Origin of the sequence: Macrococcus equipercicus, assembly GCF_024205945.1 — a bacterium.
In the GTDB taxonomy this organism is placed as follows: domain Bacteria; phylum Bacillota; class Bacilli; order Staphylococcales; family Staphylococcaceae; genus Macrococcus; species Macrococcus equipercicus.
Map to the genome: position 1 here is coordinate 1,189,341 of NZ_CP073809.1, position 14,299 is coordinate 1,203,639.

19 protein-coding genes are annotated in these 14,299 nt (G+C 47.5%); all 19 read right to left on the reverse strand.

The window, feature by feature from the left end; translation table 11 throughout:
* Positions 1 to 2: 2 nt before the first annotated feature.
* The 19 genes from KFV11_RS06085 to KFV11_RS06175 all read right to left on the reverse strand — a co-directional run bounded on the left by KFV11_RS06085 (position 3) and on the right by KFV11_RS06175 (position 14,290).
* Positions 3 to 698, reverse strand: coding sequence for a zinc metallopeptidase (locus tag KFV11_RS06085; RefSeq protein ID WP_149458661.1), 696 nt, complete (start codon positions 696 to 698; stop codon positions 3 to 5).
* Between the two features lie 56 nt (positions 699 to 754).
* The gene (locus KFV11_RS06090) at positions 755 to 1,324 is read right to left on the reverse strand and encodes a DUF1405 domain-containing protein (protein WP_149458660.1); all 570 of its coding nucleotides are present in this window, start codon (positions 1,322 to 1,324) and stop codon (positions 755 to 757) included.
* A 49-nt stretch (positions 1,325 to 1,373) separates the two neighbouring features.
* Complete coding sequence (locus KFV11_RS06095; RefSeq protein ID WP_149458659.1) at positions 1,374 to 2,162, reverse strand: menaquinol-cytochrome c reductase cytochrome b/c subunit; 789 nt, start codon at positions 2,160 to 2,162, stop codon at positions 1,374 to 1,376.
* A gap of 32 nt (positions 2,163 to 2,194) precedes the next feature.
* A complete protein-coding gene (gene qcrB, locus KFV11_RS06100; protein ID WP_149458658.1) occupies positions 2,195 to 2,869 on the reverse strand; it encodes a menaquinol-cytochrome c reductase cytochrome b subunit in 675 nt (224 codons plus the stop codon).
* A 12-nt stretch (positions 2,870 to 2,881) separates the two neighbouring features.
* A complete protein-coding gene (locus KFV11_RS06105) occupies positions 2,882 to 3,385 on the reverse strand; it encodes a QcrA and Rieske domain-containing protein (protein WP_149458657.1) in 504 nt (167 codons plus the stop codon).
* A 117-nt stretch (positions 3,386 to 3,502) separates the two neighbouring features.
* Positions 3,503 to 3,931, reverse strand: coding sequence for a DUF2487 family protein (locus KFV11_RS06110; RefSeq protein WP_149458656.1), 429 nt, complete (start codon positions 3,929 to 3,931; stop codon positions 3,503 to 3,505).
* A 4-nt stretch (positions 3,932 to 3,935) separates the two neighbouring features.
* Positions 3,936 to 4,451, reverse strand: a complete 516-nt coding sequence (locus tag KFV11_RS06115; protein WP_254249493.1) for a YpiB family protein — start codon at positions 4,449 to 4,451, stop codon at positions 3,936 to 3,938.
* The gene (locus KFV11_RS06120) at positions 4,441 to 5,655 is read right to left on the reverse strand and encodes a tetratricopeptide repeat protein (RefSeq protein WP_425463248.1); all 1,215 of its coding nucleotides are present in this window, start codon (positions 5,653 to 5,655) and stop codon (positions 4,441 to 4,443) included. Before KFV11_RS06120 ends, KFV11_RS06115 begins: the two co-directional genes overlap by 11 nt.
* Positions 5,652 to 6,935: a 3-phosphoshikimate 1-carboxyvinyltransferase gene (gene aroA, locus KFV11_RS06125; protein ID WP_149458653.1), complete on the reverse strand. Its 1,284-nt coding sequence runs from the start codon at positions 6,933 to 6,935 to the stop codon at positions 5,652 to 5,654. The genes KFV11_RS06120 and aroA overlap by 4 nt, the downstream gene beginning before the upstream one ends.
* Entirely contained in the window at positions 6,925 to 7,968 is a 1,044-nt protein-coding gene (locus tag KFV11_RS06130; RefSeq protein WP_254249494.1) for a 3-dehydroquinate synthase, read from the reverse strand. Before KFV11_RS06130 ends, aroA begins: the two co-directional genes overlap by 11 nt.
* Positions 7,968 to 9,134 carry a chorismate synthase gene (gene aroC, locus KFV11_RS06135; RefSeq protein ID WP_149458651.1) on the reverse strand — a complete coding sequence of 389 codons (1,167 nt, stop codon included), beginning with the start codon at positions 9,132 to 9,134 and terminating at the stop codon, positions 7,968 to 7,970. The genes KFV11_RS06130 and aroC overlap by 1 nt, the downstream gene beginning before the upstream one ends.
* Positions 9,135 to 9,221: 87 nt before the next feature.
* Entirely contained in the window at positions 9,222 to 9,668 is a 447-nt protein-coding gene (gene ndk / locus KFV11_RS06140) for a nucleoside-diphosphate kinase (protein WP_254249495.1), read from the reverse strand.
* Positions 9,669 to 9,737: 69 nt separating this feature from the next.
* The gene (gene hexs-b, locus KFV11_RS06145; protein ID WP_254249496.1) at positions 9,738 to 10,673 is read right to left on the reverse strand and encodes a hexaprenyl-diphosphate synthase large subunit; all 936 of its coding nucleotides are present in this window, start codon (positions 10,671 to 10,673) and stop codon (positions 9,738 to 9,740) included.
* An 11-nt stretch (positions 10,674 to 10,684) separates the two neighbouring features.
* Positions 10,685 to 11,395, reverse strand: coding sequence for a demethylmenaquinone methyltransferase (locus KFV11_RS06150; RefSeq protein WP_254250602.1), 711 nt, complete (start codon positions 11,393 to 11,395; stop codon positions 10,685 to 10,687).
* Between the two features lie 23 nt (positions 11,396 to 11,418).
* A complete protein-coding gene (locus tag KFV11_RS06155) occupies positions 11,419 to 11,874 on the reverse strand; it encodes a hypothetical protein (protein ID WP_149458648.1) in 456 nt (151 codons plus the stop codon).
* Between the two features lie 108 nt (positions 11,875 to 11,982).
* On the reverse strand, positions 11,983 to 12,255 hold the full coding sequence (locus tag KFV11_RS06160; protein WP_133442816.1) for an HU family DNA-binding protein: 273 nt from the start codon (positions 12,253 to 12,255) through the stop codon (positions 11,983 to 11,985).
* A 111-nt stretch (positions 12,256 to 12,366) separates the two neighbouring features.
* Positions 12,367 to 13,083: a YphF family lipoprotein gene (locus tag KFV11_RS06165; protein ID WP_254249497.1), complete on the reverse strand. Its 717-nt coding sequence runs from the start codon at positions 13,081 to 13,083 to the stop codon at positions 12,367 to 12,369.
* On the reverse strand, positions 13,076 to 13,282 hold the full coding sequence (locus KFV11_RS06170) for a DUF2768 domain-containing protein (RefSeq protein ID WP_149458645.1): 207 nt from the start codon (positions 13,280 to 13,282) through the stop codon (positions 13,076 to 13,078). The genes KFV11_RS06165 and KFV11_RS06170 overlap by 8 nt, the downstream gene beginning before the upstream one ends.
* 9 nt (positions 13,283 to 13,291) lie before the next feature.
* Positions 13,292 to 14,290: an NAD(P)H-dependent glycerol-3-phosphate dehydrogenase gene (locus KFV11_RS06175; RefSeq protein WP_149458644.1), complete on the reverse strand. Its 999-nt coding sequence runs from the start codon at positions 14,288 to 14,290 to the stop codon at positions 13,292 to 13,294.
* Between the last annotated feature and the right edge of the window lie 9 nt (positions 14,291 to 14,299).

Sequence of the window (14,299 nt, forward strand, 5' to 3'; positions counted from 1 at the left end):
AATTAATCACTGCTTCTTGCAAGCATGAACATTCTGACAAACTCTGCAACCGCAATCGCTGTAGCTGCGACGTAAGTCATGGCTGCAGCTGATAATACAGATTTGGCATGGCGGTATTCCTGAGCATCCACCATGTGAAGTGCCTGAATCTGCTGCATCGCACGTTTACTCGCATCAAACTCGACCGGCAGTGTCACGATTGAGAATAACACCGCGAACGCCATCAGTGCTACGCCAGCCCAGATGGCAAGCGAACCGATACCGCCTCCTGTACTGGATATGCTGGTCAGCACGGCACCGATCATGATGAGCAAGTAACTGAATGACGTTCCTAAGTTCGCAAGCGGTAATAAGCTTGTTCTGAATTTAAGAAAGCCGTAGCCGGTCGCATGCTGAATGGCATGTCCCACTTCATGCGCCGCGATAGCAGTTCCTGCTACGCTCGGCTGTCTGAAGTTAGATGGACTGAGCACGACGCGTTTACTCCGCGGGTCATAATGATCTGACAGGAAGCCCTGTCCCTCAATGACCTGGACGTCATGAATTCCGTTGGCTGCCAGTATCTCTTCAGCGACCTGTCTGCCTGACTTGCCTGAAGTTGATCTTACTTTAGAATATTTATTGTAAGTCGATTTCACGCGCGCCTGAAAATACATAGGAATCAACATGATCAATACAAAATAAATGATATATCCCATTTTACACTCTCCTTTAGCTTTATTTTATTAAGATGGTCAGATTAAGTCAAATAAAATCAACTTATAAATTTCCGCCATAAGATGACGACCGGTATGACTGTCAGCCAGAAAGCAAAGTAGCCGATATGCCGGATATACTGCTCAAGCATGCTGTAGACCGGATACTGCATATAGACGTAATCAATGACATCATTATGGAACACCCAGATGATAGCAGCGAGTATATGCCACTTCTTGATTTTGAAGAACGGCAGAAACAGTAGCGCCTCTACCGCCATAATACTATGCGAGACGCACAGCATCAAGCCCATTTCTGACACTTCTTTCAGCTCTATAAAGGCAAATATATTCATCGCTACAGCCCATACGCCGTATTTAATCAGCGTGATGAAGGCCAGTGCTTCCATCAGGCCCGAATGCCTGCCGAGCACGATGAAAACGAGAGCGATACATAAAAACAGGGATGCTGTCGGACTGTCCGGCACAAACGGCATGAAATACCATTTGGTGCGGGCCAGCTGACTACCGTACCAGTAGTAGCCGTAAAGTGTGCCGAGCAAGTTACAGACAATAAGCAAGACGAGAAAATAACGATTCATCATCCAGGCATAAAACTGCTGCTTCATCATGACCTCCTATAGAAAAAGAGTCATCTTCGCAGATGACTCTTTGTTCTTATTTTTTAAGTTCCTTGCCGCTTTCATCTGTTTCATGAAGGTTGGCAACGAATTTGGCAACTTCTTTGATCTGGTCTTTAGTCAATGTATCTTTGAAAGAAGGCATTGCGCCGTTACCATGAGTAACAAACGCTTCAACAGTTGCCGGCTGCAGATTAGCTTTTACTAAGTTTGGACCCGCGCCACCTGTCAGCTCACCACCGTGGCAGCTTGTACAGTTCGACTTAATGATTTTTTCATAAGTCGGGTCTTTTTTATCTAAGTTCGTAAAAGCAATCGCACCTTGTGCTTCCTGCTTCTTCCAGTCATGATAAGCTGCAGATTCCCAGGTTGTATAGAAAATTATTGCGAACGCTGTCAGCATCAAACCAGACGCGACCGGACGTTTGTACCATTTACGTTCTGGACCGCGGTCAAGCCATGGTGCAAGCAGTAACGCACCAAAAGCGATACCCGGTAATATAATAGCACCGAATGTGTTGAATGGACCCGATGCATATGTATATTTCAGAATTTGATACAGGAATAAGAAGTACCAGTCAGGAAGTGGCGTATAACCCGTATCTGATGCATCCGCGACACGTTCAAGCGGCGCCGGATGCGCCACAGTCAAGCATAAGAATGCGACCAGGAATACTGCGCCAGTCATCCATTCCTTCAATAAGAAATCCGGCCAGAAACTCTCGGTTTTACCGGGGAACTCTGAATAATCTCTATTTAGTTTGGCTTTCTTGTACTGTTTAATACGAGAGTCACCAACAAATGTCATACCTTTACCTTTATGCATTCCTCATTACCTCCTTTATAATATATTCGGTTTTATAGTGGGCCTGAAATACCTTGTTTTCTGATCATGATAAAGTGCGCCGCTAATAACGCGAATAAACAAGCCGGCAGGAAGAAGACGTGGATGGCAAAGAAACGCGTCAATGTCTGTGCACCAACAATCTGCGGGTCACCTGCAAGCAGTGTCTTAACCCAGCTGCCGATGAATGGAACAGATTCTGCGATCTGCAGACCAACTTTAGTTCCGAATAATGCCTTCATATCCCATGGTAATAAGTAACCTGTGAAACTTAAACCAAGCATAACGAAGAAAATTAATACGCCGACTACCCAGTTCAATTCACGGGGTTGTTTATAAGATCCTGTGAAGAAGACACGCAGTGTATGAAGAAACATCATAACAACGACTAAACTTGCTCCCCAGTGGTGCATACCGCGGACAATAACACCCGCTGCCACGTCATGCTGCAGGTAATACACTGATTTCCAGGCATTGACGATGTCTGGTACATAGTACATTGTCAGGAACATGCCTGAGAGTACTTGAATGACTGTAATAAAGAATGTTAAACCACCAAAACAATAGACGAAAGCAGAAAAGTGATAAGCAGGGTTAACATGCTCCGGCACTTCATGATCCGCGATATCACGCCAGATTGGTGTTACATCAAGTCTGTCATCGACCCAATCATAGATTTTCTCGATCATTATTTACCCTCCTTATTTCGCTATCTCGTTTGGATGTTTTTTACCGATTGTCAGCATACCGCCTTTTTCGCCGGTCTCATACTGGTCAAGCGGTGCAAGTGGTGGTGTACCTGGAATGTTCTTACCATTCTTTTTGTAACGGCCACTGTGACATGGGCAGTAGAACTGGTTTGGATTGTCTTTGTCTGAATTCCAGTTGACTGTACAGCCCAAGTGCTTACATGTCGGTGAAAGCGCGACTATATTCTCGCCGTCTTTGTAAACCCATGCAAATGCCGTCACTTCACTTGTATACCATGCGTCTTTTTGTTCGAATTTAAAGTCGACTTTAGTCGGTTCGTCTTTAATTTCAGAAACTTTGACGCTTGTTGTTATCATACCGCCGGCAGCGCCTGATTTAAAGATCGGATCCAATGCGAATCGACCCAGCGGCAAAGCAATACCTGCTGCCATAAATGACCCAACTCCCATTAGGGAATAGTTTAAAAATTGGCGTCTTGTGACACGTTGGCTCATTTAGATTTCCCCCCTCTAACGCTTCTTTTTCTTAAAAATATACTAGGACATATCAATTTTAGCCTAATAACTATTGATGGTCAATATGATGACAGAAATAAGTCCAGGAAAATAAGGTTACTTATTCCACATCGCGATGATCCTGCGCATCAAGTCTTTGACCTGACCTTCCATCATTTCCTGCTTGAAATGATCATCCATCGATGCCAGCGGAAAAATATTCACTTTGAACTGGTCTTCTGCTGTCTCAAGTCTGCTCGTCATCGGCGTCACGAATAAAATATGCTTCATCCCGAAGCCTTTCAGCTGTTCACCGATGACAACCGGCAATGTATAATCCTCCTGCACTTGAACCGGCGGCACAAGCAGCACCCGGCCTTTGAACTGATTTTCAGCGTCCAGCGTCAGCATCTGAATCACTTCGTACTGGTCGACGATAGCCATCAGCTGTCCACGGTAATCGACTTCAATGACCGGGATAATCGCCGTATCAATGTATTCAAGCTGATGCTTAAGTTCTTTTAAATCCCTGTAGTTAAATAACATCTCATCATTCCTTCAATCGTTTGATCAGTGAACTGTAATAAACAAAATCTTCTTTATCATGCAGCAGCAGGGCGATGTCTATTTTGCTGTTCAACAGCTCAGTGAGCCGTGTCCGGTCCGTCTCCCGCAGACCCTGCATATTTTCAGGAATGCGTCTTTCATCAATCAGCCGGCGGATACTTTCATACTGCTCGAGCTCAGCAAATTTCGGTTCGTCGAATGCCACATAGAAATAATACTGGCCTTCGATTTCATTCAGCAGATGGAAAATCACATCCGGCTGAGTGATGATGCGGTCCTTGAAATGAAACAGCAGATGATGGGACTGCGTCAAAATAATCCCTTCATCTTTCGCTGACAAAGGTCTGCGGAAAGTGAACTGCCGCAGCACCTCATGATCTTTCAGAAAGTTCAGCACCCACACGGTCTCTTTCTGTTCGATGGCGTAACGAAACAGTATATATTTTAACAGTCCACGCCGTTTCTCCGTAATATCGACCAGCATTGGATCATCTTTCATAAGGTTCAAAGTCCGGATCCAGACTGGCAAGCTGACCGCTGACCGCTGTACTGTCTCCACCGATTTCCAGCAAATATTGATAGTAATCATGCAGAAAGTCGATATTTTCGTTCAGTTCATTATAGGCCTGCTCATAGAAGTGCTTCGCCTCTATATCACGTTCAAGCTGCTGATAGCTGTAAGCGAGATTCCACTTGACGACCGGGTCCATGTCTTCCTCGTCAATCAGTGAGAACAGACGGACCGCTTCTTCGAACATGTCATTCTCCTTATAGTAATCGGATAACAGCAGTGCCGCTTCTGTGTAGGACGGGTCAATCGTCAGCGCCTGGATCAATAATGGCTCTGCTTCACCATTCTTCGTATGCAGCATCACCCGCGCCGTATCCACGAGCAGTTCCTTGAAGAATTCATTCAGTGCAAGTCCCTGCTTACCGATCAGAATCGCCTCGTCATACAGACGCTCTGCTTCGTACAGGTTGACGAGCAGCAAGTAAGCCTGCATATAGTCAGGATCTTTATCAAGCAGTGTTGTCAGCACTTGGATGGCATCCGGCAGGTGATCGTTTTTCTCGAATGCGATAGCTTTCTTGAAATAATCGTCACTCGTCATCTCCTTGTCGTCAAGCATGCTGTAGTACTGCTCCGCTCCCTCATAGTTTCCGCTCTGCAGCATCGTGTCCGCCAGACGACTGTTGATATTAATATGATTGATGTAGGTCTCACCGCCGGCAAGCAGCATTTCATAGCGGCGCGCCGCCTGTAAGTACTCCCCATCAAAATAAAACAGCTCAGCAAGAGCAAACGTAATAATCAGATCATCCGGCGCCAGTTCTTCTGCTGTCTTCAATTTTTCGAGCGCCACTTCATTCATCCCCTGCTGCTGATAGACATCAGCTTCCAGCAGCAGCCGTTCAGCTGTCATCGGTGCATGGTGGAGCACTTCGATCGCTTTGTCCACCTGATTCTCGTCGATCAGACCTTCAATGTAATAAACGAGCAGTTCGATCTCTTCAGGATAGAGATGATACAGCGCATCAAAAATTCTCATCCCTTGAGGCACTAACCCGTATTGATACAGCGTCTCACCGAGTATGAACAGACCTTCATGGTCCTCTGAAGTAAGCACCTCACTCACTTCATCATCAATATGTTCAATATGCTGTAAATGCACTTTATCTATCAGCTGATAAACATCCATCAAGCTCCCAACCTTTCCATCATCTCCATAAAGTCTGGGAATGATACAGCAATGCTGTCAAAACCATCGATATGGACAGGTTCGTCCAGTAACAGACTGGCAACAGCAAGCATCATTCCTATGCGGTGATCGCCGCGGCTGTCCGCAGCGTTCTGCCGGTGGTCCCTGCCGGATCTTATAATCATGCCGTCAGTTGTTGCCGTCAGACGGAAACCAAGATTTGACAGTTCTTCAACTACTGCATCGATTCTATTGGTCTCCTTCACTTTCAGTTCTTCTGCGTCTTTAATGACACTCGTCCCTGCAGCCTGCGTCATCAGCAGTGCAATGACCGGCAGCTCATCAATCAACCGCGGAATCAGCTCACCCTCAATGGTCAGCGGCTTCAAGTTCTCTGTATACCGGATACGAATCGCCGCGGTCGGTTCCCCTGTCGTCGTCTGCTTATCGACTTCAATGGCACCGCCCATCTTGTTGATGACTTCTATAATCCCGTCCCGCGTCTCGTTGATCCCTACATCATGAAGCGTGATATCGCTGCCCGGTGTGATCAGCGCAGCCACCATCAGAAAAGCTGCTGAAGAAATATCGCCGGGCACCGTGAAGTCACTGGCGTGCAGCTGACCGATGGCACGACTGCCGAGCGTTATTGCTTTGTCTTCTACTTTAACCGGGACACCGTAGACCGGCAGCATCGTCTCCGTATGATTCCTTGTTCTCACGTTTTCTATCACTGTGACCGGCGCTTCTGCAAACAGACCTGCCAGCAGGACAGCGGACTTCACCTGCGCGCTGGCTACCGGCAGCGTATAATGGATGCCCTGGATGCGTGCCGGCTCTATCACAAGCGGTGTCCGGGTGTTATGCCGGCTGCCGCTGACGCGGGCACCCATCTGTGTCAGCGGGTCGATAATCCGCTTCATCGGCCGTCTGCCGATGGAGGCATCGCCCGATAATATCGTTCTGAACGGCAGACCGCTCATCACGCCGGCAAGCAGGCGTGTCGTCGTGCCCGAGTTGCCGGTATAGAGGGCCTGTACAGGCTCCTCGAACTGCTGCCATCCTCGTGACTCGATAATGACCTGCTCAGCGCCCACAGTGATTGTCACGCCGAGACGTCTGAAGACATCGATGGTTGACAGACAGTCCGCTCCAAGCAGCGGCTGGTGAATGACTGACCGTCCTTCTGCAAGCGAGCTGAATATGATCGCCCGATGTGTGATTGATTTATCGCCCGGCACTTTTGCTTCGCCTTTAAGCGGGGCTTTCAGTTTAATATTCATCTTCCACTCCTAACAATGACTGCAGCTGAGTGAACGCTTCCTTCAACTCATCTTCACCGAAACTATGCATGCACGGCTGCGGATTCAGCAGCACGAACTGCACGTTTTCATCATTATTTTTCTTGTCTTTCTTCATCAATTCATAATAGTCCTGAAAGTCAGCAAACCGGGGTATCGGGAGCTGCAGCGCACGGAACCAGTCGATGAGGTGATGCGGGGTTCTTCCGGACAGTATTTCCATGTACAGCAGACCGATCATGACGGCATGACCGTGGGGGATTTTATGTCTGAATTCAACGGCATGACCGAACGTATGCCCTAAGTTCAAGTAACGTCTTGCACCGTGCTCCAGTTCATCCGCCAAGACAATCGCAAGTTTCTGCCGGATGCCGGACATCACCCAGTAGTCCATCCGGTTAAGCGCTGCTAATTCGTTCCAGGACGGGATGTCACGCTGCAGTTCTCTCCTTCTCTCCTCTGACTCAAGCATCGCATGCTTAATGACTTCAGCGAAGCCGCTCAGTTTCTCGTCATAAGGTAAAGAGGTCAGAAACGTCAGGTCATAATAGACTCCTGCCGGGCGTTTGAATGCGCCTATTAAGTTTTTACCGGCAGCGCTGTTCAGACCTGTCTTCCCTCCGACACTAGAGTCATGGGCCAGAATCGTCGTCGGCACCTGGATAAAGTCAACACCGCGCAGCAGCGTGGCAGCGACAAATCCGGCAAAGTCACCGACACTGCCCCCGCCGATAGCAATGACGACAGCACGGCGCGTAATGCCGGCTGCCAGTATATCTTCTATTGCTGCAGCATATTTAGTCAGCGTCTTCAATGCTTCACCGCCGTCCACTTCGTACACTAAAGCGTGCTTATGGATCAGGCTGTCAATCATCGCCCGGTGATGCCGCATGACTGCCCGGTCAATTATATAAATATAATGGCTGTAGCCGCTGACCGCTGCCAATGAAGACAGCGCTTCATCACCGACGATAATAGGATAATTGTTATCGGCATACGTCGTCATCAGCTGCATCAGTACGCTCTCACCTTTGCACGGTACTCGGCGACCTGCTGTATCAGCTGCTCCATATGATTCGACTGGAACTCCTCGAGAACCGCGCGGGCAATCTCGAATGCCACGGCGTGCTCACAGACGATGGAGGCCGCTGGAACGGCACAGCTGTCTGACCGCTCAATGCTTGCCTGATAAGCTTCTTTCGTCTCAATATCGACAGACGGCAGCGGTTTGTATAACGTCGGAATCGGCTTCATCACCGCATTCACTGTAATCGGCATGCCGTTCGTCATCCCGCCTTCAAAGCCGCCGAGATGATTGCTCAGCCTGTAATAGCCCTGCGCTTCGTCATAAGCGATCGGATCCTGAACTTCGCTGCCCGGGAGCGCGGCCATTTTAAATCCGGCACCAAACGAGACGCCTTTAAATGCATTGATGCTGATGACACTCTGAGCGATGCGCCCGTCAAGCTTTCTGTCATAATGCACATAACTGCCGAGCCCTGCTGGACAGTTGATAACCGTGACTTCCACTTCACCGCCGATAGAGTCACCTGCTTTCTTGGCTGCATCAATCCGCTCGCGCATGCGCTCGGCCACTGCTTCATCGAGACATCTGACATCATTCCGCTCATTGCCATTCCTAATATCCTCCAGCGTATACTCGTGCTCATCTTTGACGCCGCCGATTTCTTTGACGCGGCTGATGATCTCGATTCCCAGCTGTTTGAGCAGTAATTTTGCGACCGCACCGACAGCCACTCTTGCCGCTGTCTCCCGTGCACTTGAACGTTCAAGTACGTTCCGCAGATCCCGGTGATTATATTTCATGCCGCCGACAAGGTCAGCATGCCCTGGTCTCGGTTTCGTGATAACGCGTTTCATCGCCTCCTGAGCTGCCTCATCAATCGGTGCGGTGCCCATGATGTTCAGCCAGTGTTTATGATCGTCATTTTTGACGACAAGCGTAATCGGACTGCCGAGTGTATAGCCATTTCTTACACCGGACATGATTTCCACTGTATCTTTCTCGATCTGCATACGGCGTCCCCGGCCGTAGCCGCCCTGCCTTTTCAAAAGTTCACTCGTTATTTCTTCCGCTGTCAGCTGAAGATTGGCAGGAATTCCTTCAATAATCACAGTCAGCTGTGGGCCATGCGATTCACCCGCTGTTAAAAATCTCACACGCATACATCCTTTCACACTATTCAATACGTCTAGTTTAACATAAATAAAAAAAGTCGTGCCACGGCACGACCTGTTTTATGTATATTAATAGATCCAGGCTGCATTCACTAAAGAATAGTCAACCAGTTCGTCTTCCTTGAACCACAAGGCAATCTCTTTGTCTGCTGATTCAACAGAATCTGAACCATGGATAATATTTTTGCCGACTGTCAGACCGTAGTCACCACGGATAGTGCCAGGCAATGACTCAGAAGGATTAGTGACACCCACTAACGTACGTCCGACCTGAACAACGTTCTCCCCTTCAAGTACCATCCCAAACACTGGGCCTGATGTAATGAATTCTACAAGCTCACCGAAAAATGGTCTTTCACTGTGCTCCCCGTAATGCGTTTTTGCCAGCTCTTCGGACACAGTCATCAATTTAGCACCAACAATTTTTAACCCTTTGTTTTCAATTCTTCTGACGATCTCGCCGATCAAGTTACGACCAACACCGTCAGGCTTGATCATTAAAAATGTTCTCTCCATCATTATCCCTACCTTTAATTATTATAAAGCCAAAGACAGTTTACCATTGTAAACGATTTCTTTCAATGCCTAATATGTCCGTCTTGTCATCCGGTCCAGCAGTTCCTGCATCTTTGCTCGAGCCGGTGTCTCAGGCAGTTCATGGAGATGAGCGGCCGCTTTTCGGGCATAGGCTGCACTGATGTCCAAAGCAGGAGTAATACCTGCTGCTCTCACCGCTTCAATGACCTGTCTGAAATAATCTTCAGACTGCCCGGCGTGAAGTTCAGCAAGCAGTGCGCTCAGCTGCGCGTCATGTTTTACGGCGCACATCAGCGGGAGTGTCATATGACCATTCCTGATATCACTGCCGACCGGTTTACCAAGGGCTGCTTCATTGCTTGTATAATCCAGTACATCATCGATGATCTGAAAGCTCATCCCCATAAAATGACCGAACTTACCGAGATGATAAATCTCTTTGTCAGCTGCCCCCGTGCTGAGACCACCAAGTTTGCAGCTCGCCTCAAGCAGGATCGCGGTCTTTCTGTTGATGCGCCTCAAATACTTCGTAAATGATACAGCCGTATTAAACTGATCTTCCATCTGTGCGAACTCTCCGTAGCACACTTCCAGAATAACGTCTGCGAAGTACTGATGATAGGACTGATTATCAATGCCAGAGATCAAGTTAAGCGCCGAGGCGAGGAGATAATGTCCGGTCTGTATGGCTACCGGTGCATTCCATTCTTCATGAACAGCGCTGACCCCCCGTCTTTTAGCGCTGTTGTCGATATAGTCATCATGGACAAGACTCGCCATATGGATAATTTCCAGTGCAGTTGCGGTCCGGATCAAAGTGTCATCGTCCGCACTGCCGAATGTCCCGGCCAGCAGCACGAAATAAGGTCTGATTCTCTTACCACCAGACGTCAAAATGTGCTTCCCCGCTTCGTTCAAGGAAGAATGATTGTCACTGATGACCTCATTTAACAACGATTCAACTGAGCGGATACTTTCATTCATAGTGATCATCCTTAATGTGGTTTATAGCCGATATGCATCGCACTGACGCCGCCTGTAAATCCTTTGAATTCGATATTGACAAATCCGGCCTGTGCAAAAAGTTTTGCCAGCTCGTATTTGCCCGGGAAGTTAAAGGCAGATTGCTGTAACCAGCTGTATTCTTTCATTGATTTGGCGAATATTTTGCCGAACAGCGGCATGATGAATTTAAAGTAGACCTGATAGCCCTGCTTAAATACCGGCATGGTCGGGTCACTTGTCTCCAGACAGACCACCATGCCGCCCGGTTTTACCACACGGAGCATTTCTTTTAAAGTCTGCAAATAATCAGGGACGTTTCGGAGACCGAAACCGATGGTGACATAGTCGAACTGGTCATCTTCAAAGGGAAGCGCCATGGCATTGCCCTGGATCAGTTCAATGTTGGCAGTATGATTTGTCTTTGCCTTGGCGACTTTCAGCATGTTGGCACTGAAGTCAAGACCGGTCACATGTCCGGTGCGGCCGACAGCATCAGCCAGCTGAATCGTCCAGTCCCCGGTACCACAGCAGACATCAAGCGCATGGGCACCTCGTTTCACCTGCATCCGTTTCATGACTTTCTTACGCCAGCTCTTATGCTGGTTGAAGCTGATAATATCATTCAACCGGTCATAGCGCGTCGAAATGTTTTCGAAGACACCGTGAACCAGTTCTGTTTTTTCTTCCTGTGTTTGCGGCATTCCCTGTTTAGTCAATGTTGCACCTACTTTGTCAAATTATTAAGCGAAGACTGTTGAATCAATGTCACTACATCGGTATCGTCAAGCGACATAAACGGCGCGATGAAGGCGGTCTCAATCCGGGCGATTAATGATAAGTCCCCGGTTTCCTTGAACTGCGCCTTCCATATATTCTGGTCTTTAACCGCCTGTGTCAGCAGCTTGAACTGCTCCGGGTTGAAAGGCTCCGCCATATACCGATAGAAGAGTGCGCTCAGCAGGTCGGTTGTCAATAAAGCTGTCGCTTTGTTGCTATGCGTGATCGTGTCTGCATATCTCATACTCGAGTCAATGGCCAGCACAGCTTTTTTGATGTTGCTGCTTATATCGAGGCGCCGAACGATAGATGCGATATAAGGATTGATTTCAGGGCACTTGTATGATGTGTACCGCTGTTCAAGTAATTGGTTATCATGTTGGTACTGCGCGATGAAATCCATCATTTTTCCTCCAGTCATTACCTGTATATTATAACTTAAATATGAAAGAGATAAACTAAAATACTCAAAATAAAAAAGCCCGTTAACGGGCTTTTTTAAAAGTCACAATTATTTAACTGCGTCTTTCAAAGCTTTACCAGCTTTAAATCCTGGCACTTTGCTTGCCGGAATTTCGATTTCTTTACCAGTTTGTGGGTTACGCCCTTTACGAGCAGCACGTTCACGAACTTCAAAGTTACCAAAACCGATTAATTGAACCTTCTCACCATTAGATAATGATTTCTGAATTGATTCAAAAACAGCATCAACAGCTAAACCTGCTTCTTTTTTAGTTAAATTAGCATTTTCAGAAACTGCATTGATTAAATCTGTTTTATTCACGTCAATTCACCTCCCCAAAGGTTATGTAATGATAAATGATTATCATTATGTTATGACTTTAACACAACAAACGTTGATACTGCAATGTTTATTGTCAGTTTCACTCTTTTTTCACTCTGCAATAGCCTGCGATTTAAATATCGGTTCATTATGATTGTCTACTGTATATGGAACACTGTAGGCCGGCAGGATGGGTGAGTCGTCATAAAGAATATGACGGATATCTGTTCCTTTTTTCAGCTTCAACTGTTTTGTATTGATGATTCTGCCGAGATCCATTGTGTAATCCACGATGAATTCGCTGCCCCCGTTGATATAAACGGGCAGCGCTTCACCGCTGTAAGGGCTTTTTACAGTCGGATATTTTTTTAAGCCGTATTTTTTATAGTCAATCTCATAGACATTAGGTCCGATTTTCTTTTTCAGCGGCAGTTCATTATCTTTAATGTTCAGCCGGATCCTCAAATCTTTCAGCACTTCTGCTGTTCTCAGGTCGATCAGCTTCACTTTCGGATGCGTCTCGACGTCCATCAGCACATACTGGAAGTAGCCGCCTTTTTCGAAAGAAGAGCCGGGCAGCTGAGATAAGTAGCGCGGTGATAGTTTGTCGAAATCAATCGGATGCTTGACATACAGGTCATAGCTTTCATCCCGGTCTTTAAGCGGCAGCAGGCCGTTATTATCCTGCTGATACTGATTGACCGCAGTCTGCACCATGTTCAGCTGATCGGCTGGTGCCACCTGGTTTTCAGCGCGCTGCTCTTCCGGATATAGACAGCCGGACAGGAAAAAGACAGGAATAATTAATAGTAAGAGACGTTTAAGCATAACTGGACCCACCTAGCACAATAATCATCAACAGCCCGCTGATCAGCAGACTTAAATAAGCGGCAATGGTCAGCACAGTCGCTAGAGCTTTATTCTTCACTTTAAATCTGGCGAAGTAGATGAGTGCCATCGCCGCCAGCATTAATCCTAATGAGTAGAAAGATACCCACATTAAATCCATTCTAGAGATGTTAAACATTAGAGCCACCTATTCATTTGTTTTTTCGCGGTTCATCAAGAGCTTCACGTTATTTTCCAGCGGTTCATCATTGAACAGCACACCGTAGAGCGCTTCAGTGATCGGCATTTCGACATGATACGTCCGGGCCATCTCATAGGCCGCTTCCGTCGTTCTGACACCTTCGACCACCATACCCATCTCATTTAAGGCATCATTAAGTGATAGTCCTCTGCCCAGCATATTACCGCACTTCCAGTTTCTCGAGTGCACGGATGTACAAGTGACAATCAAGTCACCGATCCCTGCGAGACCGAGAAATGTCAGCGGATCTGCGCCCATTTTCGTGCCGAGCCGTGTGATTTCAGCAAGTCCACGGGTCATCAACGCAGCTTTCGCATTATCTCCGTAGCCGAGCCCGTCTGTAATACCGACAGCCAGCGCAATAATATTCTTTAAGGCGCCGCCGATCTCCACACCAACCAGATCATCATTGGTATAGACCCGGAAGTAATCACACATAAACAAATCCTGTGCCATTGTTCTGATGGTTTCACTGCAGGAGGCCACCACGACAGTCGTCGGCTGCTTCTGCGCCACTTCCTCCGCATGACTCGGTCCACTCAGCACGCCGACACCACCGAAGAATTCCGGTTTTATTTCTTCTTCAATCATTTCAGAGATACGCTTGAATGTTTTCGGTTCAATCCCTTTTGAGACGTGGATAAACACTTTCCTGCCAGCGACTGCATCATTCAGCTTCCGGCAGACTTCCCGGACGGCTTTCGTCGGCACAGCCATGATGACGATGTCGCTGAAGGCAGCCGCTTCGTGAAGAGCCGTCGTCGCCCGCATACGCGGGTTCAATAATATCCCCGGCAAATATTGACTGTTCGTTTGATCAGTCGTCAGCTCATTGACCGTCTGCTCTGTTTTACCCCACATGAGGACGTCATGACCGTTATCCAGCAGAACGTTCGCAAGTGCTGTTCCCCAGCTTCCTGTCCCCAACACTGTTATAGCTGTCATTAAAAGTCC